Raw genomic sequence first — 24,518 nt, 5'->3', positions numbered from 1 at the left:
ATGTTTTCTGAGCAGGAACTGGCCTTTGCCTATCTTTCCCGCGTGGTGGAGGGTCCCTCCCGGGAACTCACCGACCTCTTGGCCCAGGGGCGCGAGGCCCCGGCCATCGCGGAGGGGATACGCAGGCGCAAGAGGTGGGTGGGGGATCTTTTGGGCCAGACCGCCACGCGCTATGACTGGGATAGGGCGGAGCAGGATCTCATTTTGGCGCGCGAGCGCGGTGCTCGCTTGATTCATCCCGGACACCCGGAATGGCCCGAGCAACAACTCGATCATGCCTTTGGCTTTGCCCGCAGTGGGGTAAGCACCCACCTGCGCACCTACCAATCCGACGCCGTGGCTCCCCATGCCTTGTGGGTGCGGGGTGGGAACCTCAGCCACCTCTGCGCGCAGGCCGTGGCCGTGGTGGGCACCAGGGCACAATCGCGTTATGGCGCGCAGGCCACGGCCCACCTGGTACAGGGGCTGGCCCAGCACAAATGGACGGTGATCTCCGGCGGGGCCCTGGGCATTGACGCCGAGGCACACCAGACGGCGTTGCGTTGCGGGGGAGCCACGGTGGTGATTGCCGCTTGCGGGATAGACCGGACCTATCCAGCCCGGCACGCCAGGCTTTTCGACGCCATCGCGCAGACCGGTGCGGTGGTCACGGAGTATCCGCCGGAGGTTCCTCCGCAGCGTCACCGCTTTCTTACCCGCAACAGGCTGGTGGCGGCCTTAAGCCAAGGAACCGTGGTGGTGGAGGCGGCCTGGCGCTCTGGGGCCCTGAACACGCTGAGCTGGGCGGAGGGCCTGGGGCGGATTGCCATGGCGGTGCCGGGCCCGATTACGGGCGTGGGTTCTTTGGGCTGCCACGAGCGCATTAGAGAGGGTCGAGCGCAGTTGGTCACCAGCGCGGATGATATTCGAGGGCTATTAAGCGCCGTGGGGGCCGTGGACGTGGCCGAGCAATACGAGTTGAGTTATGCGCCCGATTCCATTCAAGCCCTCAGCAGGAACGAACTGCGCGTTTTTGATGCCCTCCCCGTATCTGGTGGCGAGGAGACACAGGAGATTGCCCGGCAGGCAGGGCTCTCCCTGCCGCTTACCGTTCATCTATTGGTGGAGTTGAGCACCAAAAACCTGGTGACCTTGACCGGAAATCAGTGGTGCCGCGTGATGGGAGGCGGGGGAAACACTGATTGAGGGGTCGGGCAGGCTTTGAGGCAGGCGTTGTATGGAAGGAAAAGCCGAGGGAACCTAAAATAAGCACCCATGAGCGAGGCTGTGGCGACTCAGGTGCGTGAGGCAGTGGAGGACTTTGCCGAATACCAGCGCTTGGTGTTGGGCCGAGCGGAGGCAACTATCCGTGCTTATCGCAACGACCTCCTAGATCTTGCGGAATTAGCGCCCACTTTTGCGCAATTAGACCTCAATCTTTTGCGCACGTGGCTGGGGATCGCCGTGGAGAAGGGCATGAGCCGATCCACCATTGCGCGGCGAACGGCAGCCGCGCGGGCCTTTTCCCGCTGGGCTTTTGATCAGGGACACGTGGAAGCAGACGTGTCCGTGCGGTTAAAGACACCGAAGATTCACCGCACCTTGCCCAGGGTGCTGAGCACCGATCAGGCCCAGGACCTGGTGGAGGGGAATTATCTTTCGGGCGCGGCACATGGGGAATCCGCCTCGGACGCTTCCGAGTTACCAGAAACGCCCGAGGGCCTGCGTAACCGAGCGATGGTGGAATTGCTCTATGCCACGGGTATCCGAGTATCGGAATTGTGTGGTTTAGACGTGCCCCGGCTTGATCTCCGAGGGGGCACTGTGCGCGTGTTGGGCAAGGGAAATAAGGAGCGCGTGGTTCCCTTTGGGCAGCCCGCCCGAGCCGCATTAGAAAGGTGGCTGGCGGAGGGGCGCCCGGAGTTGGAGCGTAAAAATACCAGGGTTGGCGCGGGTGGGAAGGATTCCGAGGCGCTCTTCCTGGGCAGCAGGGGCGGAAGGATCAATCCCCGCCAGGTGCGCCGGATAGTGGAGGTGGCCGCCCGGGGAGTGGGGGCGGAGGGGCTTACCCCGCATGGTCTGCGGCATAGTGCCGCCACTCATCTCTTAGAGGGCGGGGCGGATCTTAGGGAGGTGCAGGAACTATTGGGACATTCCTCCATGCAGACCACGCAGATTTATACCCACGTGAGCACGCAACGCCTGAAAAGGGTGTATGAGCAGGCGCACCCGCGTGCGTGATCCGCTGCTCTTACTAGGCGCTCCGATCGGGGGAGAGCGGCTTGAGCCGAATCGTGGGGGTGGGGAGGAGAATGAGCGGATTGATGTAGCGGTCATCGGTGGGCAGAATGCGCGCTCCCCAATGCAAGCCGCTCGTCACCTGATGGCGTGGAGCGGGTTGGCCTCCCATGTGTCCGATCATCTCACCCTCGCGTACCCTTTGCCCCTTTTCCACGTGGGGGATCACTGGTTGGTAGGTGGTGCGGATGGTGATTTCTTGCCCCACGGCTGGGGCATCGGATGCAGTCGCAGCCGCAGGCAGCGGCTCCTCGTGGTCGATGGAGACGGTGGGGCTTCCGGCCACCACGCCGATAAAGGCCACCGTGCCATCGCCCGCCGCGTAGATGGGGGAGCCGGGTGTCGCCGCGAGGTCCACCCCTCGGTGCCCGCTGAGCCAGTTGTGTTGGGGCGGATTATAGGCCTGGTGTACCACGCCGGGGGAGGGCCCATGAGTGGTGGGGGAAACCCAGGCAAAGGCGTGTGGGGGAGCAATGGAGGAGAAGAGGAGGATCAGAACGCAGAAGAAGCAGAGAAGCAAGTAGATGCGGTGTGGATTCATGGCCCCATCGTGCCGGTGCGTGGCATAGGCGTGGAAGCCGCATCGGTGCGGACTGTGGATAACGGTACGGGAGTGAAAGGGGTGATTTACCTGTGGAAAAGTCCGGCGGTGGGTTTGATGTGCGGGCTAGAGGGGGATAGTATGGCATGCAGCAGTGTGTCTATCCCCGCGATGGGCTGCTGACTACGCGCGGAATACGCAATGTACCCCGACGTGGTCCCGGCTAAGCCGGGTGTTGGAGTGATGAGGCGTACCCGCCAGGGCGCAGGACAAAACAACAAAACCTGTTGCAGTTTCAAAACCGAAAGACAATATAAGAAAGGAAGCACACCATGGCAGTCGTGACCATGCGCGAGCTTCTGGACTCTGGTGTTCACTTTGGCCACCAGACCCGTCGCTGGAACCCGAAGATGCGTCGCTTCATCTTCACCGATCGCAACGGCATTTACATCATTGATCTTCAGCAGACGCTGACCTACATCGATGAGGCCTACGAGTTCATCAAGGAGACCGTCGCGCACGGCGGCAACATCCTCTTTGTGGGCACCAAGAAGCAGGCCCAGGAGGCCATTCAGACCGAGGCTGAGCGCGTGGGCATGCCCTACGTCAATCACCGCTGGCTCGGCGGTATGCTCACCAACTTCCAGACCGTGTCCAAGCGCCTGTCCCGCATGAAGGAACTTCAGGCCATGGACGCTGCCGAGGACGGCTACAAGGGCCGCACCAAGAAGGAAGTTCTCATGCTCACCCGCGAGCGCGTGAAGTTGGAGCGCGTTCTGGGCGGTATCGCTGAGATGACCAAGGTGCCCTCCGCCCTGTGGATCGTGGACACCAACAAGGAGCACATCGCCGTCCACGAGGCGCACAAGCTCAACATCCCGGTGGTGGCCATCCTGGACACCAACTGCGATCCCGATGATGTGGCTTACCCGATTCCGGGCAATGATGACGCCATTCGTTCCGTGAACATCCTCACCCACGTGGTGAGCGAGGCCGTGATCGAGGGCAAGAAGTCCCGCGAGGAGCGCCAGTTGGCCGCCGCTAAGGAAGCCGCTGGGGATACCCAGGAGAAGGAAGCCCAGGACGCGCAGAAGGCCCAGGAGGCCGACGCCGCCGAGGCAATCCAGGAGGCTTAATCCTCTCTCCGGGTATTGTGCCCGCACAAGCGTAGGCCCCAGGTGGATACACCCAGGGGCCTCTCGTTTTGTTTTCTCTTTATATAACCCCGCCGTGAGGAATCGTATCGGTGGCCGTGCGCGCTGCGAGTTGTCGTGGCTCAACGCGCTCGGTATTTCTCCGCTACGATTTCTAACGGTAACTGTTTCTACACAAGGAGGATCGCCCCAACAATGGCGAACTACACTGCTGCTGATGTGAAGAAGCTGCGCGAGATGACCGGCTCCGGGATGCTCGACTGCAAGAAGGCTCTCGATGAGACCGACGGTGACTTTGAGAAGGCCGTGGAGAACCTGCGCATCAAGGGCGCCAAGGACGTCGGTAAGCGCGCCGAGCGCAACGCTCTGGAGGGCCTGATCGCCGTTTCCGGCAACACCATGATCGAGGTGAACTCGGAGACGGACTTCGTGGCCAAGAACGCCGAGTTCAAGGACCTTGCCGCCAAGATCGCCGAGGCCGCCGCCGCTGTCAAGGCTAACTCCGCCGAGGAGCTGGCCGCCGTGGACGTCGATGGCAAGCCCGCTTCCGAGGTTTTGCAGGAGCTTTCCGCCAAGATCGGTGAGAAGCTGGAGCTGCGCCGCGCCGTCACCCTGGAGGGCGAGAAGATCTCCGTGTACCTGCACCAGCGTTCCGCTGATCTGCCCCCGGCCGTGGGCGTGCTCGTGGCTTACGAGGGTGAGGACGAGAAGGCCGCGCACGCGGTGGCCATGCAGGTGGCCGCGCTGAAGGCGCGTTACCTCAACCGCGAGTCCGTTCCCGCCGAGGTGGTGGAGAAGGAGCGCTCCATCGCTGAGCAGATCACCCGCGAGGAGGGCAAGCCGGAGCAGGCTATCCCGAAGATCGTGGAGGGTCGCCTCAACGGCTTCTACAAGGACGTCGTGCTGCTGGAGCAGGCTTCCGTGGCCGATGGCAAGAAGTCCGTGGGCGACGTGGCCAAGGAGGCCGGCGTGACCATCACCGGCTTCGCCCGCTTCGAGGTTGGCCAGCAGTAATTTTCCCGCAGCAGACCTGCGCCCGGTAGCACGTACCGAGCGCAGGTCTTTTGCTTTATGCTAAGCGACGCCGAGGGGTGGCGTCGGTAGTGCAATCCCGCAGCCTGTGGCGCAGCGCTATGCGGCTCGCGCGGCACGGTAGACTAGCCGGAGGAATACAGCCATCACGTGAAAGAGAAGGAGTCTCCCGGTGACCTCTCCGCAGGATAACGCCAGAAGCGAAGGATACCGCCGCGTCATGCTAAAGCTCGGCGGTGAGATGTTTGGCGGCGGTCAGGTGGGCATTGATCCCGATGTGGTGGAGAACGTGGCCCGCCAGATCGCGGAGGTGGCCCGAACAGGGGCGGAGATCGCCGTGGTGATTGGCGGCGGCAACTTCTTCCGCGGGGCGCAGTTGCAGCAGCGCGGCATGGATCGCGCGCGTTCCGATTACATGGGAATGCTCGGCACCGTGATGAACTGCCTGGCCTTGCAGGATTTCCTGCTGCAAGAGGGTGTGGAGTGCCGCGTGCAAACGGCCATTAACATGGCCCAGATCTCGGAGCCGTATCTTCCGCTGCGCGCCGCGCGCCACCTGGATAAGGGGCGCGTGGTGATTTTTGGTGCGGGCATGGGTATGCCGTATTTCTCCACGGATACCACCGCAGCGCAGCGCGCCCTGGAGATCGGCTGCGAGGTGCTGCTCATGGCCAAGGCCGTGGACGGCGTGTACTCGGACGATCCGCGCACCAACCCGGAGGCCACCCTCTACGATGAGATCACCCCGCGTGAGGTCATTGAGAAGAACCTCAAGGTGGCGGATGCCACGGCGTTTAGCCTGTGCATGGACAATGACATGCCGATTTTGGTGTTCAACCTGCTCACCCAGGGCAATATCGCCCGCGCGGTGGCCGGGGAGCGCATCGGAACCCTGGTGAAGTCCTAAAATTTCCGTGCTGGACGGGGCGCTGTGCTGATAGATTTGATCCTGATATAGCGCGGCCGTCGCTCGTCGATAAGCCGAAGCTACTTTGCGCCCGTGCCCTCATCATGGGAGCGCGACGCCGTGCCCCTAATAGATAGTTATTCAAAGAGAAAAGGATGAACCATGATTGATGAGATTTTGATGGAAGCCGAAGAACGCATGGGTAACACCGTGGAGCACACCCGCGAGGATCTCACCACGATCCGCACCGGGCGCGCCAACCCCTCCATGTTCAACGGCGTGATGGCCGAGTACTACGGAGTGCCCACCCCCATTACCCAGATGGCCTCCATCTCGGTGCCGGAGCCGCGCATGCTGCTCATCAAGCCCTACGAGCCCTCCATCATGGGCGAGATCGAGGACGCAATCCGTAACTCCGACCTCGGCGTGAACCCCACCAACGATGGCCACGTGCTGCGCGTGACGGTGCCCCAGCTTACGGAGGAGCGCCGCAAGGAAATGGTGAAGCTGGCCAAGTCCAAGGGCGAGGACGGCAAGATCGCTATCCGCAATGTGCGCCGCAAGGGCATGGAGCAGCTGAAGAAGCTGCAAAAGGATGGCGATGCCGGTGAGGACGAGGTAATCGCAGCCGAGAAGGAACTGGATAAGACCACGCAGGAATACGTGGCCAAGGTGGACGAGGTTGTGTCCAATAAGGAAACGGAGCTGATGGAGGTTTAATTAAGCAGGTCCCTGATCACCGTCGAAAGGAGCTTATCGTGGCCGGAACCCTCAGCGCCGAGCGGTTTAAACCCAAAAATAGCGCGGGGCGTAACCTCCCGGTCGCGGTGGCCGTGGGGGTGGGCCTGGGAGCCCTGGTGATCGCGGCGGTGCTTTCCGGGCCGCTGGGTTGGTATTTACTGGTGAGCGCGGCGGTGGGCCTGGCCACCTGGGAGGTCACCACCCGCCTGATGGAGGCGGATTATCTGATTAGTCGCCCGGTGCTGATCATCGGTGGACAGTTCCTGGTGTGGCTTACCTGGCCGTGGGGGGTGGGGGGCATGGCGGCCTCCTATGTGGCCGTGGCCCTGGTGGTGATGTACGGCAGGCTCTTTGTGCAGGTGGATAGCGCGCGGGCGCGTAATTACGTGCGTGATGTGGCGATCTCGCTTTTTGTGCTCACCTGGATTCCCATGTTCGGTGCCTTTGCGGCCTTAATTTCGCGGATCGATTCCGATTTTGCCGCGGCGCCGTTTTTCATCGTCACCTTTATGGCCTGCGTGGTGGCCTCGGATACGGGCGGCTATATCGCCGGGGTGTGCTTTGGCTCGCACCCCATGGCCCCCGCGGTGAGCCCCAAGAAGTCCTGGGAGGGCTTTGCCGGTTCGCTGATCGGCGGGGCGCTCGTGGGGCTGCTGTGCGTGGTGTTTTTGCTAGAGCAGCCGTGGTGGTTGGGCGTGGCGATGGGCCTGCTCATGGCCGTGTGCGCCACCCTGGGCGATCTGGTGGAATCCCAGTTCAAGCGGGATCTGGGGATCAAGGACATGTCCGCCCTGCTCCCGGGCCACGGCGGCATGATGGATCGCCTCGATGGCCTCCTGCCCGCGGCGATGGTGACCTGGCTTTTGCTCAGCCTGGTCACCCAGGGGCTTTCCTAAAAAGCGTTAGCGCGAGTTCTTCTTAGCAATGCGCCGCAGCTCCAACATGCGCACGCCACCCACCAGGGCCATGATGAGCGCGCCGGCAATGGCGGCGAGCAGGAATCCCACCCCGGCGGGGAAACTAAACTTCCACGCAAAGAGCGTGAGTTCCACGGACTGCTGATTCTGCATAATAAAAACGAGCAGCAGAATCAGCAGCAGCGCGCCCACGATGAGGGCTGCCCAGGTGGTGGCGGCAAAGGTGCGTTGCGGCTTGGCGGAGGCGCTTTGCGACGCCTTCGGGGGAGCGGCGGGGGCGGTGGTTTCTGTGTTCTTGGTGGCCTCGGCGGGGGCGTCGAAAGTGTTATCGGTGGGGTCGGTATGTGTAGCCATTCCTCTATTCAATCGTGTGCATGGGTGGGGAGTCCACCCGAGGATTAGATTCACCGTGTCTTAGGTGGAACAATGGTGCTCATCATGGCTGAACCAATCAAGCTCCAGTTCGCCGCGCCCAAGCGCGGTATGCCCCCCAAGCACTTTGCGGATCTCGACGCCGAGGCCCGCGTCGCGGCGGTGACCGACCTCGGGTTACCGCGCTTCCGCGCCAACCAGATCGCGCGGCACTATTACGGGCGATACGAGGCCGACCCGAGCACGATGACGGACCTCCCGGCCCCCGCGCGCGAAAAGGTGCGCGAGGCCCTTTTCCCGCCGCTCATGCGCCCGGTCACGCAGACCGCCACCGATGAGGGCGAGACTCAAAAGACGCTGTGGCGGCTCCATGACGGCACCCTGCTGGAATCCGTGCTCATGCGTTACCCGGATCGCGCCACGCTGTGTATTTCCTCGCAGGCGGGTTGTGGCATGAATTGCCCGTTCTGTGCCACGGGCCAGGGTGGGTTGGATCGCAATCTCTCCACGGGTGAGATCGTGGATCAGGTGCGCAACGCAGCGGCCACGATGGAGGCCGAGGGCGGGCGCCTATCCAACGTGGTGTTCATGGGCATGGGCGAGCCGCTGGCCAATTACAAGCGCGTGGTCTCTGCGGTGCGGCAGATCACCAGCCCGGTGCCCGAGGGCTTTGGTATTTCCCAGCGCAATGTCACGGTATCCACCGTGGGGCTGGCCCCGGCGATTCGGAAACTCGCGGACGAGGACATGTCCGTGACCCTGGCGATTTCCCTGCACACCCCCGATGATGAATTGCGCGATATCCTGGTGCCGGTGAATAACCGCTGGCCGGTGGCGGAGGTCTTGGACGCCGCGCGGTATTACGCGGATAAATCCGGGCGCCGGGTTTCGGTGGAATACGCGCTGATTAGGGACAAAAACGATCAGGATTGGCGCGCGGATATGCTGGGCAAAAAGCTGCACGCGGCTCTGGGGTCTAAGGTGCACGTGAATGTGATTCCGCTGAATCCCACCCCGGGTTCGGAATGGGATGCCTCGCCCAAGGAACGCCAGAATGAGTTTGTGCGCAGGGTGATTGCCCAGGGCGTGCCGTGTACGGTGCGCGATACCAAGGGCTCGGAAATCGCGGCGGCCTGTGGGCAGTTGGCGGCGGAGGAACGCGAGGGGGATACAGGGGCCGATAAGGAGAAAATGATCACTGCTTAATCGTTTGTTCACTTTTCTTCTATAGGGTGAGAGGCACGATACTTCTTTAAGGAAAGGACGTGTCTCTACGTGTTACAGGAAGATCCCACCACGCAGGCCCTCGCGGTGCGGGGGCTGTGCAAGGCGTTTAGCGGCAAGGTAGCCGTCAATGAGATTGATCTGAACATTCCCCGGGGTTCCATTTACGGCATCGTGGGCCCCAACGGCGCGGGTAAAACCACCATGATCTCCATGATCGCGGGCCTTTTGCGTCCCGATCGCGGCGATACCTGGGTGGCGGGGTATCACACCTGGAAAGAACCCCTGGAGGTCAAAAGAGCCATGGGGCTTTTGGCCGATGGCGTGCCGGTTTTTGATCGCCTCAGTGGCCCGGAACTACTCAGTTATATCGGCGCGCTGCGCGGCATGGACACGGCCACGGTGCAGGAACGCAGCCAGGAACTCCTCTCCGCCCTGGGGCTTGAGGAGGCCGGGGATAAGCGGGTGGTGGATTATTCCGCCGGCATGACCAAGAAGATCCTGCTGGCTTTGGCATTGCTGCATAATCCCAAGGTATTGATCCTCGATGAGCCCCTGGAGGCCGTGGACCCGGTTTCCGGGCGCACCATCCAAAATCTCCTGCGCAGTTACGCCGCCTCCGGCGGGACCGTGGTGATCAGCTCGCACGTGATGGAATTGGTGGAGGGCCTGTGCAGCCACGTGGCCATCATCAATCAGGGCCGGGTGCAGGCCTCCGGGAGCGTGGAAGAGGTGCGCGGCGGGCGCTCCCTCACGGATGTCTTTGTGGACGCCGTGGGTGGGGAACGCGGTGGCGAGGGGCTTACCTGGTTGGGAGGTGAGCCCACCGCATGACCAAGACGATCATTAAACTCCACACCACGCTGTGGGGCCGCACGATCAAATCAAACCCTTCAGTGCTCATCATGGCGCTGGTCATGGGTCTGTACGTCGTCCTTGGCATGGCTTCGCTGGGATTGCTCATGTTCTTCGAGGTACAGGAGGGGAATACCTTTGTGATCCCCGTGGCCATCGCCACCGGGATCTTCACCTACGTTCTCCTCACTGCGATGATGCCCTCCGGGGAGCAGCAGGTGACCGCCCGCGATCTGGCTATTCTGCCGATTACCCCCAAGCAGGTGACCTCTGGGCTGTGGTGGACGCTATTCCTGCATAGTCGCGCGTTCATGGCGGTGTTCTGCACGGTGGTCACGGCGCTTGTGGTGTGCCTGGCGGCGGGCTCGATAACCGCCGTGCTCGTGGGCATTCCGTTCTTTGTTGTTTCGCTTCTCACCACGATTCTGGGTGGCGAGGTCGTGGGGCGATTTTTGGGCCGAGGGGCCACGGGCAAGGATCGCCTGGCCGCATTGGGCACCCTGGGCTTGGTGGGCCTCATCCTGGGCTTTAACGTCGTGGTGAACAACGGTAACGAGGTTCCCCTGGATACCCTGGGCAAGGTGCTTGCCTGGACGCCTTTCGGCGCGGTGGGTGGAGCCGTGGGGGCGTCGATAAGCGGGCAGTGGGCCATTGCCGTGGCGCAGGGGGTAATCGCCCTGGTGACCCTGGGCGCGGTGCTGTGGCTATGGAATCGGGGAGTGGCGCAGGATATGCGCGAGCCGCAGATTCACAGCGCGGCGGCGAAGAAAAAGAAGAAGAAAGAGCGCACGGGGAAAGAGGGGCTGCCCACCATCTTTTTGCCCGGCCTCAAGCACACTGCGGGTGCCGCTATTTTCTCCCGCGCGCTGCGATATATGCGCAGGGATAGCCGCATGATGGGAAGCCTGCTGCCGCTGCCTTTTGTCCTGGTGTTCTTCCTATACCGCGCCTATGAAGATGGCGGTATGAGCGGGTATATGGGTGCGTTTATTTTGTCCTTTGTCCTCTCCGCCAGCGCCGCCAATGACATCGGTTATGACGGCCCCGGCGGTTGGTTGCACATCGTGAGCGGCGTGCGCGCCCGCACGCTTTTGCTGGCGCGTCATGCGGGAACGCTGGCTATTATGGCCGTGCTAATGGTGCTGTACTACGTGGTTTTGCTGCTTATCTTGCCTGATCGGGGTCTTACTCTCACGATTCTGCCCGCGGTACTGGGCTATGCCATCACGGGGGCGGCCACCAGTTTGTACTTGACCGTGTATAACCCCTTTCCCACGTCCCGGCCGGGTACTAATCCCTGGTCCGACCGCTCCGGGTATTCCTCCGCGGCGATGCTGAGCGGTTTTATGTTCCTGCTTACCGGCTGGATTCCCCTGATTCCGGGAATTGTGGGCCTGGGCATGGGCAGGACTCAAGATATGCCGTGGGTGACGGTGCTGGGCGGAATAGCCGCGGTGGTGATTCCGCTGGTGATCTACATCGTGGTGATTCGCCGGTGCGTGGGTAAATTGGAAAAGAATTGGCCGGAGATTTACGGCAAGGTGCGTTCCTGGGTGAATTAGCGATGAATGGGGGATAGGAGGGTGGCGCCCCGGTGAATGTAATAACACCGGGGCGCCTGCTTTTTTTTGGGGGGGCAAGGCAACGCCCAAGGGGGTCGGGTTGTCTTAGGGGATATAGGGGATAGGGGTGAGGACGTCGCGATATAAGGACACCATTCATTCCCCCAGGTCTTGCTCCTTGGCCGAGCGAGGCTGCCGCATAGATAAAAACGCTCGCAGTCCTATCCCTGCGCCGTCATCTCGGGGTACAACCCAACCCGGGGCCGGGGCGCAACCGCACAACCCTCAGAGCGCAGACCTAAACCTACAGCCCAACCGCAACCGGACAACGCAGCCGGACAAGACAAAAGTGGCGGCCCCTCTTCACCAAGGGGCCGCCACCGCGATGGGAAAGCTTAGTTCTGGGGGAGAGCGCGCAGGTGCTCGACGCGAGAGGGCTCGATGTTGAGGGCGCGCAGCTCGCTATCGCTCAACTCGGCGTAGGGGCCCTGGAGGGTGGCCTGGAGGTAGGCCCACTCCGGCTCCTGGTGGCCCACCGGCTTGTTGTGGGAACTCAGAGTGCGTACCTGGCTGAGCTTGGGGCGGAAGGCGTGGAAGAGCAGTCCCACGGCGATGAGCGCGGCGCAGGTGAACAGCCAGATGGTTTCCACGTGGCCCTGGTGGTTACCAAAGTTGTAGCCCAGCAGGAAGATGACGGAGATCCAGCCGGCGAGTTGGGTGGCGCGGAATCCGATGTTGTGCCAGCCCCAGGCGGCCGAGGGCTCATCCAGGGTGGACACACCATTGTGGATCTCGGGCTCGATGTGGTGGGAACCAGCCACGGTATCTCTCCTTATAAACGTGCTTCGGGCTTGAACGCTGGAACAGCGCGTAGATAGCGCTGGAACACTGTTCATTATTGTGCCACAGGGGCGAGCGTGGGGAGAACTCATTGCCGCGCGCCGCCCCTGGTGAGGCCCGCATATCCATCTTTTGGTTGCCCCTGGAACGCCTGCGGGGGAGGGGATAATGCCAAGCCGTCCCGGCGATGGTGAACAATGGTGCTCGTGGCACAGCGCATTCTTATTCTCGGCTCCACGGGGTCCATCGGCACGCAGGCTTTGGAAGTCATCGCGGAGAACCCCCATCTCTTCGAGGTGGTAGGCATCGCCGCCGCGGGTTCCTCGGCCCGGCAGATCATCGAGCAGGCACGCAGCCTGGGGCTCCCGCCGAGCCGGGTGGCCGTGGCCCGCCCGGAGTCCGCGCGGGAGGTATCTGAGACCCTTGGCGGCACGGTGCTCGACGGGCCGGACGCCGCTCGCGACCTCGTGCAGGCTCTCGACGCCGCCCGGGGCATGGACGTGGTGCTCAACGCCCTGGTGGGCTCGATGGGGTTACAGGCCACGATGGCCAGTCTGCACGCCGGGGTGCGCCTGGCACTGGCGAACAAGGAATCCCTGGTGGCTGGCGGGGAGGTGGTGCTTGGCAGCGCGGCGGAGGGCCAACTGGTTCCCGTGGATTCCGAGCACTCCGCGATGGCGCAGTGCTTGCGCTCCGGCACGCGCGGGGAGGTGGAGCGCCTGGTGCTCACTGCCTCGGGCGGGCCCTTCCGGGGCCGCAGCCGCGAGCAGATGTGGGAGGTCACCCCGGAGCAGGCGGCCGCGCATCCCACCTGGTCGATGGGGCAGATGAATACCCTGAACTCTGCCACGCTGGTGAACAAGGGCCTGGAACTCATCGAGGCCGCCCTGCTTTTTGGCGTGGAGCCCAGCGCCATCGATGTCACCGTGCACCCGCAGTCCATCGTGCACTCGATGGTTACGTTTAGCGATGGAGCCACCATCGCCCAGGCCTCGCCGCCGTCGATGAAGCTCCCCATCGCCCTGGCCCTGGGCTGGCCGGATCGGGCGCCGGGAGCGGAGGCCGCGCTGGACTTCAGCCAGGCCTTTTCCTGGGACTTCGAGCCGGTGGATAATGCGGTTTTCCCAGCCGTGGAGTTGGCGCGCGCGGCGGTAGAGCAGGGAGGCAGCCACCCGGCGATCTATAACGCCGCCAATGAGGAGGCCGCGGCCTCGTTCCTCCACGGCGGAATCCGTTTCCCGCAGATCGTGGACGTGGTGGAACGGGTGCTGAGCCAGGCCGATGGCTGGGCGATCCGCCCTACCACGGTGACGGAGGTGCTGGAGGTGGAGGCGCAGGCGCGGCGTCGTGCGCAGGAGATCGTGGCTACCCTGGCGCGCTGAGGCGCAGGCGATAGGAATAAAGGAGAGGCTTTATGGCGGGATACCTCATGGGAATGGTGCTCTTTGCCCTGGGCATTGCGGTGACCATCGCCCTGCACGAATGGGGGCACCTGGCGGTGGCGCGCGCCTGCGGCATGAGGGTGCGGCGCTACTTCATTGGTTTTGGGCCCAAGGTCTTTTCCTTCCGGCGCGGCGGAACGGAGTACGGGCTCAAGGCCCTGCCCTTTGGCGGGTTTTGCGATATTGCTGGCATGACGGCCCAGGATCCGGCCCTGACCCCGGAGGAGGAGCCCCACGCCATGTACAAAAAGGCGTGGTGGAAGCGCATTGCCGTGCTGCTCGGCGGCATCACCATGAATCTCATCGTGGGGCTGCTCATTCTCTACGGCGTGGCCATGACCTCCGGCCTGCCCAATCCCAAGGCGGATCTCACCCCCACCGTGGCGGAAGTACACGCTGGCCCGGCCCAGGAGGCGGGAGTGCGCCCGGGAGATCGGATCGTGGAACTCAATGGGCAGGCCACGCAGAACTTTGGGCAACTGGCCGAGGATATTCGCCAACGCCCGGGGGAAACCCTCACCCTGACCATTGACCGGGAGGGGCAGCGCAGCCAGGTAGAGGTGGTGGCCGCCACCGGCGAGCGGGGGCAGGGAGTGATCGGCGTGGCCTCCGCCCCGGTGGAAAATGCCATTGCCACCTTCGGCCCGGTGGAGGCCGTGGGCGTGGCGGCTACCTATGCCAAGGATCTCATGGTGTCCACGGTGCAGGCCCTGGGCCAACTCCCCGCCAAGATTCCGGGCGTGGTGGCCTCCATCTTCGGCGCGGAGCGCGCGGCGGATAGTCCGATGAGCGTGGTGGGAGCCTCGCGCGCGGGCGGGGAATTCGTGGAGCGCTCCTACTGGGGCATGTTCTGGATGCTGCTGGCCAGCCTCAACTTTTTCCTCGCAGTATTCAATCTGATTCCGCTGCCGCCCTTCGACGGCGGGCACGTGGCGGTGGTGCTCTATGAAAAGGTGCGCGATGCGCTGCGTCGGCTGCGGGGCCTGGCGCCTGCGGGCCCGGCAGATTACACCCGGCTCATGCCGCTGACCTACGCGATAGGTGCGGCGCTGCTGACCCTGGGTTTGGTGTTTGTGGTGGCCGATGTGGTCAATCCGGTGCGGCTCTTCCCCTAGTGGTGGCGCGTGTATGCTCGTGGTGTTGGCAGAGAGCCTGAGAGTGTTGATTCGAGGGCGGTGCGCGCGGGCCGAGGAGGTCATGCTGCGTACTGCCTTGCAAGGAGTATGAGAACTTGTCCATTCCCGTCGGACTAGGTATGCCTGAAGCCCCGCCAGCCACCCTGGCGCCGCGCCGCAAAACGCGCCAACTCATGGTGGGTTCGGTGGGCGTGGGGTCGGATTATCCGATCTCGGTGCAGTCGATGACCACCACCAAGACGCACGACGTCAATGCCACCTTGCAACAGATCGCGCAGCTCACCGCCTCCGGCTGTGACATCGTCCGCGTGGCCTGTCCCAAGACCATTGACGCAGAGGCCCTCCCGGCCATCGCCAAGAAGTCCCCGATCCCGGTGATCGCGGACATTCATTTCCAGCCCAAGTACATCTTCGCGGCTATCGACGCCGGCTGCGCTGCCGTGCGCGTGAACCCCGGCAATATCCGCGAGTTCGATGGCCGCGTCAAGGAGGTGGCCAAGGCCGCGGGCGATGCGGGTATTCCCATCCGCATTGGCGTGAACGCCGGTTCCCTGGATAAGCGCATGCTGGAGAAGTACGGCAAGGCCACCCCGGAGGCCCTGGTGGAATCCGCGATCTGGGAGGCCAGCCTCTTCGAGGAATATGGCTATGGGGACATCGCCATTTCCGTGAAGCACAATGATCCCGTGGTGATGGTGGAGGCGTATCGCCAACTGGCGGCCAAGACGGATTACCCGCTGCACCTGGGCGTGACGGAGGCCGGCCCGGCCTTCCAGGGCACTATCAAGTCCTCCGTGGCCTTTGGCTGGCTGCTGGGCTCGGGCATCGGGGATACCATTCGCGTCTCCCTCTCCGCCGATCCCAAGGAGGAGGTGAAGGTGGGCGATCAGATCTTGCAGTCGCTCAACCTGCGCCCCCGGGGATTGGAGATCGTGTCCTGCCCCTCGTGCGGGCGCGCCCAGGTGGACGTGTACACCCTGGCCGAGGAGGTCACCGCCGCCCTGGAAGGCATGGACGCGCCGCTGCGCGTGGCGGTAATGGGGTGCGTGGTCAATGGTCCCGGCGAGGCGCGCGACGCCGACCTCGGCGTGGCCTCGGGCAACGGCAAGGGGCAGATCTTCGTCAAGGGCGAGGTGATTAAGACCGTGCCGGAATCCCAGATCGTGGAGACGCTGATCGAGGAGGCCATGCGCATCATGGAGCAGATGGACCCGGAGGAACTGGCCGCCGCGCAGGCCGCGGGCGTGGGTTCTAAGGTGCGCGTCACTCAGTAAGCGGAGGGGCTGGCGCTGCTAGTCTTGGGCGCTATGAAAAGGTTGCCCGCTTTGCTCTTGGCGCTGGTCACGGCGTCGATAAGCCTCGTGGCCTGCACGCCGAAGCCGGCGGATGCGCGCCCCGTGGCCCAGGACTTCCTCGACGCGATCGCCGGGCAGGATTGGGATGCCGTGGGGCAGTACCTGGACGATCCCACGGCCGCGTTGCCGCTGATTAAGGCCAGCGTGGAGGGGCTGCAAGCCGAGGGGCTCACGGCCACGGTGGACGAGGTGGACTTGAGCGAGCAGTCCGCCACCGCCCGCTATCGCATGGAGTGGCACCTACCCAGGGAGCGCACGCTCAGTTATGAATCCTCCATGCTGCTCACCCGCCAGGACAGGGCGGATGCGGAGTGGTCGGTGCGCTGGCAGCCCACCATCATGCACCCCACCCTCGGCGCGCACCAGCACCTGGAGCTGCGCCCGGTGCCCGCAGAGCGCGCCAGCGTGGTCAGTTCCGATGGCGTGGCGCTGCTGAGCCCGGGGGTCACGCAGCGCCTGCTGGTCAATGCCGATGAGGTCACCGATCCCGCGCGCACCGCGCGCACCATCGAGGCGGCGTTGAACAAGGCCAAGGAGGCCGATCCCACCGTGCGCACCGTGGCGGCCTCCGAATTGGCGGGGACGCTGCGCGGCGCGCGCGGGGAGTATTCCGTGACCACGCTTCCCGACGCCGTGACCCAGCAGGTCACCGAGGCCCTGGCCGGTGAGCCCGCGGTGCGGCTTAACCCGGAGGCCGCGATGGTCACCCCCAAGCCGGATTTCGCCCCCGATATTATGTCGCGCGTGCGCAGCATCGTGGAGGATGACCTCGACGGCGCGGCGGGGTGGCGCGTATCCGTGGTCAATGAACAAGGATCTTCCCTTGACGATGTGGAGTATCACGACGCCCAGGTGGCCCCGGCGGTGGGTGTGAGCATTGATTATGACGTGCAGCGCGCCGCCGAGGAGGCGGTGAATACCCGCGCGGGGGATAAGGCCATGCTCGTGGCCATTAGGCCCTCCAGCGGGGAGATCCTGGCGGTGGCCCAGACCGCCGAGGCGGATAAGGATGGCGATATTGCCCTTAGCGGCCAGTACCCGCCCGGCTCGGTGTTCAAGATGATCACGGCCACCGCGGGCTTTGAAAAGCAGGGGCTGAGCGCGGATTCCATAGTGCCGTGCCCCGGAACGATGGATATTTATGGTCGCACGGTGACCAATTACAACCAGTTCTCCCTGGGTAGCGTGCCTTTGGAGCAGGCCTTTGCGCAGTCCTGCAACACCAGTTTTGCCGATATTTCCACCAAGCTAGAGCCCGGCCAATTAAAGGACACCGCCAAGCAATTTGGCGTGGGGCTGGATTATGAGATTCCCGGCCTGGATACCATCACGGGTTCCGTGCCGGAGGGGGAGAGCGCGCTGGATCGCACGGAGGCCGGATACGGCCAGGGCCTGGATCTGGCCAGCCCCTTTGGTCTGGCGCTCAGCGCCGCCACGGCCGCCGCCGGGCACACTCCCACCCCCACCCTGATCACCGGGCACGAGACCACGGTGAGCGAGAAGGTGGCCCCGCCCGCCCCGGAGGCCATCGAGTATCTGCGCCGTTCCATGCGCAGCGTGGTCACTCAGGGCACCGCGCGCGGCATGAAGTCCGAGGGAGATATTTACGGCAAGACGGGTGAGGCGGAGATCAATGAGGGCTCGCATGCCTGGTTCGCCGGATACCGCGATGATATTGCCTTTGCCACACTTGTGGTTTTGGGTGGCGGCTCCGAAGTCTCGGTGCAGATTACCGATCACTTCCTGACCACGCTGGATAAGTACAAAAACCCGGAGCCGGAGGAGAATCTACTTTAGTACCGTATTTTCCGTGTTATAGGGGCCGGTCCGGGAGAAAGCCCAGGGTAACCTCATAATGGGGGTTGTCAGACCTGCGGGGCATTGCTATCTTCGGGTAACTGTTAGCGCGGCGAACTGCCGCGTTGTGCTTTGTTACCACTATTGCCAACGGGAAAAGGGAGAGATGGTTGTGCGCCACAGCGGGCGAGGCGTCCTCGGGCTCGCATTGAGCACCACCCTGCTTGGCGCGGGGCTAAGCGCGTGTTCCACGGGGGATGATGCGGCGGCCATCGCGCACCACTCCCAGTGCGAGGTCACGGACGCCGATACCGCCGCCCAGGCCGCCGATTACATGGCCGCCACCACGCACCCCGAGGCCACCCGCGCGGCCTGCGATGTGCTGGCCGAGGGCGGCAGCGCCGCCGACGCCCTGATCGCCGCCCAGGCGGTATTGGGTCTGGTGGAGCCGCAGTCCTCGGGGCCGGGCGGCGGAGCCATCGCGCTCTACCACGACGCCGCCACGGGAAAGACCCGCGCCTATGATGCGACGGTGCACAGCCTGGGCAACGATGACGAGGCCGCCGCCGGGGCCGAGGAATCCGTGCGCAGCATCGGCGTGCCGCAGACCCTGCGCCTGCTGCGCCAGCTCCACGAGGATCACGCCACCATGCCGCTGGCGGACCTGGTAGACCCCGCCTATCGGCTGGGTACCTCGGGGTTTTCCGCCAGCGCTCGGCTCTCCGGCGCGATCGACGGCAATCAACGCCCCTTTCGGCTTTCCCAACCGGGGGCGGTGCTGCGCAACGCCAGCGGCGATCGCCCCGCCGAGGGCGATGAATTGAGCAATAAGCCCTACGCGGAGTTCCTGCGCGGGTGGGCTCACGAGGGGGGACTGAGCGAGGAGATGGTGGCGGACATGCGTGCCGAGCTGCTCGATCAGGCCGGGGGAGAGGAATACGTGGACTCCCTACTGTCCGAGTGGCAGCGGGAGACGTTAGCCCCGGTGGGATCGCGCGACGCCCTGTGTACGGACTTTGCCGAGTCCAGCGTGTGCGGTAATCCCTCCACCGCCACCGGCATGATGGTGGTGGCGCAGGCACTGGGGATCATGCGGCACCTCGACCTGGGCAGGCTCGATCCCTATTCCGAGGAGGACACACAGGTGGCCCGCGCCACGGCGGCGCACCTGATGACGGAAGCCGAGCGCCTGGCCTTCACGGACGCGAACACCTGGATGGACGATCCTCACTTTTATCCCGAGCGCGCCCAGGCCTACCTGAGCCAGGTGGTGACCAACGAGGATTATCTTCGATCCAAGGCCGAAGAGATCAAGCAAAAGGCCAGCGTGGACGATCCCCAGCCCGCCGACCTTGAGGGCTTTAACCACCACGGATATGAGGATTCCCAGGAGGAGGGCACCGCCCAGATCACGGTGGCGGACAGCCAGGGCAATGTGGCCTCCATGACCACCACGCTGCAACGCAACTTCGGCAGCGGGCTGATGACGCAGGGCTTCTTCCTCAACAACTCCCTGGACAACTTTGCTGCCGACGCCGCCCCCGAGGCCCCGAATGGGCGTCGAAACGCCGCCCAGCCCAGGACGATGATGGCCCCGCTGATCGCACGCACGGGGGACTCCGTGCTGGGGCTGGGTTCCCCCGGTGGACGCAAGATTCCCTCCTACAATCTCAAAAACCTCGTGGCCATGAATCAGTGGGGGCTAAGCCCCGCCGAGGCGATCGCCATGCCGAACTTTGGCGCCGATAACCGCAACGGGGCCTACGCGGAGACCATGTACGGCGAGGAGACGCTCTCGCACCAGGGCTCGCTGCAAAGGCTGCTGCGGGAATGGGGCCAGCCGCTCAGCGTGGGCGAGGCCGATAGCGGTGCCGGAATCGTGCGCAGCACTCCCGACGGATGGGAGGGCGGTGCGGACTCACGACGCGGTGGTGCCGTGGCTGGCGGATAAACACAGCACGATCTTTTACTCCTCTCAAGAATCAGGAATCTCAGATACATGCTTGCTTTCCTCGCGATGTCCGGCGCCCTCGCCGGTGCGTCCATGACCTACTTTCACCGCCACGAGCGCGAGCACCGCGCCCGGCTCGATGGCCTGCGTTACCACGTCCACGTCAATGGAATCCGCGGGAAATCCACGCTCACCCGTATGATCGGCGGCGTGCTGCGGGAGGCCGGGCACAACACCATCTCCAAGACCACCGGCACCTACGCCTGCGTGATCGACGGCCAGGCGGAGGAACACCCCATCCGCCGCACCGGCCCGGCCAATATCAACGAGCAATATCGCTTTGTCAAGGAATGGATTACCCCGGAGATTGATGCCCTGGTGGTGGAGTGCATGGCGGTCAAGCCCAAATACCAGCGCATTTGCCAGGACACCATCCTGCGCTCGCCCATCACCGTGATCACTAACGTGCGCCTGGATCACCAGGAGGACATGGGCGATACCTTGGAGGAGATCGCGGCCTCCCTGTGCAATACCGTTCCGGAGAACGGCGTGGTGATCACCGGGGAACGATCCCCCAAGTTGGTGGAGATCATCCGCCGCCACGCCGAGGAACGCGGCAGCCGCCTGATTGTGGCCGAGGAAACCGAGCTTTCCCACAGCCTGGTGCCGCGCTTTAGTTATCAGCAGTTCGAGGAAAACATCGCGGTGGCCCTGGCCGTGGCGGAGGAATTGGGCATTGATACTCAGACCGCCGTGCGCGGAATGATCAAGGCCGCTCCGGATCCCGGCACCACCTCCGTCACGGAGATTCACCAGGGCGAGGACTCGATGTTCTGGGTACCCATGTTCGCCGTGAATGACTGGGAATCCACCGTGAGGGTATTCGATAGCGTCTCCGAGACCTTCCTCCCGGACTCCTGCCGCCGCGTGGTGGCCCTCAATAATCGCTCCGATCGCACCGACCGCGCCGCGATGTTCATCGACCTCGTTTCCACCGACCTGCGCGCGGAGATTGACCGCGTGGTGCTCTACGGAGATTTACAAGAGGTGGTGCGCCAGCGCCTGATCGACCAGGGCTTTCCCGAGGCCGGGATCATCACCACCGCTGACTGCGAGGTGGAGGACGAGACCGAGGATGGTAAGGAACTAGTGGCTCGCGCCAGGCGCGGCTTCGAGGGACACGACGTGGCGATCTTTGGCATGGTGAATATCCACACCGATCACGTCACGGCCATGCGCCGCTACATCTCCGACGTGGTAGAGCACGAGCCCGCCCTATCCTCTGCGTCCACCTCCTCATCCACCACCGAGGCGGAAAGTGAGGCCGCAGCCCAGTGATCAGCGTGGACTTTGGCTCCTACTACTTCCTGGTAGACCTCATTCACATCACCTTCCTGGTGGGCCTGGTGGTGAGTTACCTCTACTTCCGCTCCCGGCAAATCTCCGTGGGTGGCTCGCTCACCGTGGGCTACCTCGCGGCCTCCCTGTACATGCCGTGGAACGTGATCTTCACGGTGGTTGTCTCCGTGGTGGCCTGGCTGCTCATCAAGTACGTGATCCTTAAGATCTGGTTGCCGCGCCCCCGACAAATCTTTGCCATCGGGCTCTTTGTGGGTGTGCTCTGTGGGGCGCTGTGGGTGATTGGCAGCGAATACCTCTTTGGCACCCAAGTACACGGCATGGAGTTTGCGCTCATCGGCGTGATCGTGCCCGGTATGCTGTGCAACTCCCTGGTCAAGCAGGGGCCACGCCGCACCCTGGTTCCGCTGGCCTGGATGGTGCCGCTCTCCGGGGTGATCGGCCTGGCCATCACCTGGCTCACCAGCGTGGTGCTGCCGCTTTCCTTCTCCAGCGCGCTCTTTGAGCAGATACCGCGCTCCGAGCCCAAGTTCTTTGGCATTGCAGCCGCCTCCGTGCTGTGCGCCATTTTGATCCAGGACGGCTTCCTCAAAAACCTCAAGTTGCGCACCGGCGGTTACATTACCGCCGGCCTGCTGGTGGCCAGCTCCATTCACCCCCGCTACATCGCCGTGCTGGCGGCCTCCGCCGTGGTGGTCTGGGCGATCTATAGCCTGTATGCGCGCCGGGTGCCGTTGTTTGGCAAGGACCGCTTCATCGTTTTGTGCGCGCTTTCCATTCTCACCGTGATCGCCCTGGAGGCCCTGGTGGTGGTGCTCACGGGGCACCGCGTGGGCGGGGCGGAGAACATCGTGTTTTGTATCCTCCCGGCGATCGTGGCCAATGACCTGGTGCAGCACGGCTGGAAGCGCACGGGCGGGGGATTGGCCCTGGCCGTGGTGGTGTGCGCGGCGATTGCCGCGCCGGTGGCGGCGCTGTCCTCTTAACGGCGCTTGCCTCGGGGCGGAATTTTTCGCGCCGCTGTGTGACTGGTGTGATTCACTCGCGTCCCACAACGCAATGAGGGGATCTTTTCCTACCGCTGTGAGGAAAAAGTGACTCCCACCAGCCACACAGCGCCCCACAAGAACCCTTCCCCACCACCGTGTGACAGGAGTGACTCCCACCCGTCCCACACCACCCCCCCAAGAAACCACCCCCAAGAACTCACCCCCGTGCGGTCAGCCACTCGCCCGGCCCCAAGGGCCGGGCCACCAGGCGCGTTTCCCCGATACCGCCCACCCAGGGGGTATCGGGCTTCCCGGCCCAGATGGAGGCCCCGATCAACCACGGTTGGTGGGCGGTAGCCAGCCCACTAGCCCCGAGCACGTCGCGCAGAATGGGGGCGTGATCCACAAACATCTCCACGGTGTTCCGCACGGGATCATTGACCACCGCCACGTGTAGCCATGTCCCCACGGGAACCTCATGCGACCAATTAGAGGTGCCGGAGGTATCCCCGCGAGTAGCCACGGCGGACCATTGCACCTCGCGCAGGGAGGATACGGCCAGCAGCGCCGGGGGTTCCTCTGGTTCCTCCCCGCCGCGCTCGCCCATGCGGCCCAGGGCACCCATCCAAAAGTTCTCCTCGCCAAAGGAGGGATCGAGGTAGAGGAAGGTCTCTAGGGTGTAGCCCTCCTCGAAGGTGAGGGAGTTCAGCGGGGCGTCGGGGGCGGTGCGCAGCCAGCTGCGGTGTGGGTGCGTCCAGGAAAGCGCCATGCCGTCGGCGGAGAGCGGGTGGGATTGGGGGATCACGCTCAGGCCACCGGGCTCGGGGGTGGTGGCGTGATTGTTGTTGCCGGAGACGTCGATAAGCCTTCCCGGAGTGGAGGCGCTGGGCCGCCAGTGCGCGGCGGCGGGCACGTGCGGATAATCCTCGGCGGAGTGGGGGAGCAGGCCGGGGTCGATCGCCGGGGCGGTGTACCCGGTGGTGATGAGGGAGCGGGTACGCGCGGTGTAGTCCGGGGCGGAACCCGGCTGCTGGGGCAGCCGCAGCGGGAGCGTCCAGGAGTCGGGCTCGCCCAGGAGCACCTCATCGAATTGGTTGAGGGTGTCGGCGGGCTTGGCGGACACCCAGGGAGAGAGCGCGGTCATGGTGAGGGTACCGGCGGCGAGGTCGCAGTGCAGCATGCCGAGCAGCCCGTTTCCGCCCTGGTAGGCCATCTGATAGTCCTGCAAAACGTGGATCACCTCGTGGCCGTGGGTGTTGCGCAGCACGGTGTATCCCGCGCCGTGGTGGTGCCCGGCCAGGGTGAGAAAGATCTGATCGTTGGGCGCGATGAGCCGTTCCCACAGGTGTTCGCCGTATTCCTCGGTGAGGAATACCTCGCCCTGCGGGGTGATTCCGGTAATCTCGTGCGAGGTGAGAATGGTGGGCACGCCGGGGTGCGCGTCAAGCACACCCTGCGCCCAGTCTAGGGCGGCATCGTCCGCACGCCAGGCGAGGGCGAGCACCAGGAAGTCCCGCCCGGCGGCGCGGAAGAGGTGGTACTCGCACTCATTATTGGCTGCGGGGTAGCGTTCCCGGCAGGTGCTTCTCGACGCCGGGAAGTGCGCCGAGAAGGGCGTGGGGCGCTGCTCGGAGATGTCGTGGTTGCCGGGCAGGACGGAGTAGGGCAGGGCGGCGTCGTCAAGCACACTCATGGCGGCGCTGGCCACCTCCCACTCCTGGGCCACGTCCGCCTGATCCACGATGTCTCCCAGGTGGGTGACAAAGGCGATGCCCAGTTCCTCGCGGTGGCGGGCCAGCCAGCGGGTTTGTTCCAGGTACGGCTCCACGCCGTAGCGGGCGCGGTAGAGGTTTCCGGTGTCCGGGGTGGCGTAGCGGGAGTAGAACTGCGTATCCGGCAGCACCCCGATGGTGAATCCCGATCCCGCCTGCGCGCTCGCTTGGGCCCGGGCCAAAGCGGGGTGGAGGGCCAGCGCGCCCAGGGCGCTGAGCCGGAGAAACTGACGACGCTGCACGGTGCTCATGGTCGGCAGGGTAGAGCGGCGAGGTGTCGGTGGCGTGACGGGTG

Annotated in this window: 21 protein-coding genes; 17 read left to right on the top strand and 4 right to left on the bottom strand. The window is 64.0% G+C overall.

The genetic code is table 11. From position 1 onward, the window contains the following. Both dprA and OLW90_RS06990 read left to right on the top strand, forming a co-directional pair. Nucleotides 1–1,185, top strand: a complete 1,185-nt coding sequence (gene dprA, locus OLW90_RS06995; protein WP_319649378.1) for a DNA-processing protein DprA — start codon at nt 1–3, stop codon at nt 1,183–1,185. Nucleotides 1,186–1,254: 69 nt separating this feature from the next. Further along, nucleotides 1,255–2,220, top strand: a complete 966-nt coding sequence (locus OLW90_RS06990; RefSeq protein ID WP_319649377.1) for a tyrosine recombinase XerC — start codon at nt 1,255–1,257, stop codon at nt 2,218–2,220. A gap of 13 nt (nt 2,221–2,233) precedes the next feature. On the opposite strand, the gene OLW90_RS06985 is transcribed toward OLW90_RS06990, so the two are convergent. Continuing rightward, nucleotides 2,234–2,818 (bottom strand): M23 family metallopeptidase, encoded by a 585-nt coding sequence (locus OLW90_RS06985; RefSeq protein ID WP_319649376.1) that lies wholly within the window; start codon nt 2,816–2,818, stop codon nt 2,234–2,236. A gap of 332 nt (nt 2,819–3,150) precedes the next feature. Between OLW90_RS06985 and rpsB the strand changes: the two genes are divergently transcribed. The 5 genes from rpsB to OLW90_RS06960 all read left to right on the top strand — a co-directional run bounded on the left by rpsB (nt 3,151) and on the right by OLW90_RS06960 (nt 7,548). Next, a complete protein-coding gene (gene rpsB, locus OLW90_RS06980) occupies nt 3,151–3,954 on the top strand; it encodes a 30S ribosomal protein S2 (RefSeq protein WP_319649375.1) in 804 nt (267 codons plus the stop codon). A gap of 213 nt (nt 3,955–4,167) precedes the next feature. Continuing rightward, nucleotides 4,168–4,986 carry a translation elongation factor Ts gene (gene tsf, locus OLW90_RS06975; protein WP_319649374.1) on the top strand — a complete coding sequence of 273 codons (819 nt, stop codon included), beginning with the start codon at nt 4,168–4,170 and terminating at the stop codon, nt 4,984–4,986. A 238-nt stretch (nt 4,987–5,224) separates the two neighbouring features. Next, entirely contained in the window at nt 5,225–5,911 is a 687-nt protein-coding gene (gene pyrH / locus OLW90_RS06970) for a UMP kinase (RefSeq protein WP_413464507.1), read from the top strand. Between the two features lie 162 nt (nt 5,912–6,073). Then, nucleotides 6,074–6,631 carry a ribosome recycling factor gene (frr, locus tag OLW90_RS06965; RefSeq protein WP_319649372.1) on the top strand — a complete coding sequence of 186 codons (558 nt, stop codon included), beginning with the start codon at nt 6,074–6,076 and terminating at the stop codon, nt 6,629–6,631. A 38-nt stretch (nt 6,632–6,669) separates the two neighbouring features. Further along, a complete protein-coding gene (locus OLW90_RS06960) occupies nt 6,670–7,548 on the top strand; it encodes a phosphatidate cytidylyltransferase (protein ID WP_319649371.1) in 879 nt (292 codons plus the stop codon). A 6-nt stretch (nt 7,549–7,554) separates the two neighbouring features. Here OLW90_RS06960 and OLW90_RS06955 read toward each other — a convergent pair whose 3' ends face one another. Beyond that, the gene (locus OLW90_RS06955; protein WP_319649370.1) at nt 7,555–7,923 is read right to left on the bottom strand and encodes a lipopolysaccharide assembly LapA domain-containing protein; all 369 of its coding nucleotides are present in this window, start codon (nt 7,921–7,923) and stop codon (nt 7,555–7,557) included. Nucleotides 7,924–8,007: 84 nt separating this feature from the next. On the opposite strand from OLW90_RS06955, the gene rlmN reads away from it, so the two are divergent. From rlmN to OLW90_RS06940, 3 genes are all read left to right on the top strand, one after another. Beyond that, nucleotides 8,008–9,147: a 23S rRNA (adenine(2503)-C(2))-methyltransferase RlmN gene (rlmN, locus tag OLW90_RS06950; RefSeq protein WP_319649369.1), complete on the top strand. Its 1,140-nt coding sequence runs from the start codon at nt 8,008–8,010 to the stop codon at nt 9,145–9,147. Nucleotides 9,148–9,216: 69 nt separating this feature from the next. Then, nucleotides 9,217–9,999 (top strand): ABC transporter ATP-binding protein, encoded by a 783-nt coding sequence (locus OLW90_RS06945; RefSeq protein ID WP_319649368.1) that lies wholly within the window; start codon nt 9,217–9,219, stop codon nt 9,997–9,999. Continuing rightward, complete coding sequence (locus OLW90_RS06940; protein ID WP_319649367.1) at nt 9,996–11,582, top strand: hypothetical protein; 1,587 nt, start codon at nt 9,996–9,998, stop codon at nt 11,580–11,582. The genes OLW90_RS06945 and OLW90_RS06940 overlap by 4 nt, the downstream gene beginning before the upstream one ends. A 395-nt stretch (nt 11,583–11,977) precedes the next feature. Here OLW90_RS06940 and OLW90_RS06935 read toward each other — a convergent pair whose 3' ends face one another. Beyond that, complete coding sequence (locus tag OLW90_RS06935; RefSeq protein ID WP_319649366.1) at nt 11,978–12,403, bottom strand: DUF2631 domain-containing protein; 426 nt, start codon at nt 12,401–12,403, stop codon at nt 11,978–11,980. 216 nt (nt 12,404–12,619) lie between these two features. Here OLW90_RS06935 and dxr point away from each other — a divergent pair, with 216 nt between their 5' ends. The 7 genes from dxr to OLW90_RS06900 all read left to right on the top strand — a co-directional run bounded on the left by dxr (nt 12,620) and on the right by OLW90_RS06900 (nt 22,448). Continuing rightward, on the top strand, nt 12,620–13,804 hold the full coding sequence (gene dxr / locus OLW90_RS06930) for a 1-deoxy-D-xylulose-5-phosphate reductoisomerase (protein WP_319649365.1): 1,185 nt from the start codon (nt 12,620–12,622) through the stop codon (nt 13,802–13,804). Between the two features lie 32 nt (nt 13,805–13,836). Further along, nucleotides 13,837–14,979, top strand: coding sequence for a site-2 protease family protein (locus OLW90_RS06925; protein WP_319649364.1), 1,143 nt, complete (start codon nt 13,837–13,839; stop codon nt 14,977–14,979). A gap of 140 nt (nt 14,980–15,119) precedes the next feature. Continuing rightward, nucleotides 15,120–16,274, top strand: a complete 1,155-nt coding sequence (gene ispG, locus OLW90_RS06920) for a flavodoxin-dependent (E)-4-hydroxy-3-methylbut-2-enyl-diphosphate synthase (protein ID WP_319651846.1) — start codon at nt 15,120–15,122, stop codon at nt 16,272–16,274. 33 nt (nt 16,275–16,307) lie between these two features. Continuing rightward, nucleotides 16,308–18,152, top strand: a complete 1,845-nt coding sequence (locus OLW90_RS06915; RefSeq protein ID WP_319649363.1) for a penicillin-binding transpeptidase domain-containing protein — start codon at nt 16,308–16,310, stop codon at nt 18,150–18,152. A 208-nt stretch (nt 18,153–18,360) separates the two neighbouring features. Then, nucleotides 18,361–20,103: a gamma-glutamyltransferase gene (locus tag OLW90_RS06910; protein ID WP_319649362.1), complete on the top strand. Its 1,743-nt coding sequence runs from the start codon at nt 18,361–18,363 to the stop codon at nt 20,101–20,103. A gap of 48 nt (nt 20,104–20,151) precedes the next feature. Beyond that, a complete protein-coding gene (gene pgsB, locus OLW90_RS06905) occupies nt 20,152–21,441 on the top strand; it encodes a poly-gamma-glutamate synthase PgsB (protein ID WP_319649361.1) in 1,290 nt (429 codons plus the stop codon). Further along, the gene (locus OLW90_RS06900) at nt 21,438–22,448 is read left to right on the top strand and encodes a poly-gamma-glutamate biosynthesis protein PgsC/CapC (protein WP_319649360.1); all 1,011 of its coding nucleotides are present in this window, start codon (nt 21,438–21,440) and stop codon (nt 22,446–22,448) included. The genes pgsB and OLW90_RS06900 overlap by 4 nt, the downstream gene beginning before the upstream one ends. A gap of 220 nt (nt 22,449–22,668) precedes the next feature. Here the strand turns inward: OLW90_RS06900 and OLW90_RS06895 are convergent, their stop codons facing one another. Next, entirely contained in the window at nt 22,669–24,474 is a 1,806-nt protein-coding gene (locus OLW90_RS06895) for a LamG-like jellyroll fold domain-containing protein (protein WP_319649359.1), read from the bottom strand. Nucleotides 24,475–24,518: the final 44 nt, after the last annotated feature.

The sequence above is a fragment of the Corynebacterium sp. 21KM1197 genome, from assembly GCF_033783015.1.
Classification (GTDB): Bacteria; Actinomycetota; Actinomycetes; order Mycobacteriales; family Mycobacteriaceae; genus Corynebacterium.
The sequence above is the reverse complement of the archived record's forward strand: the minus strand, read 5'-3'. Positions and strand labels throughout refer to the sequence as shown.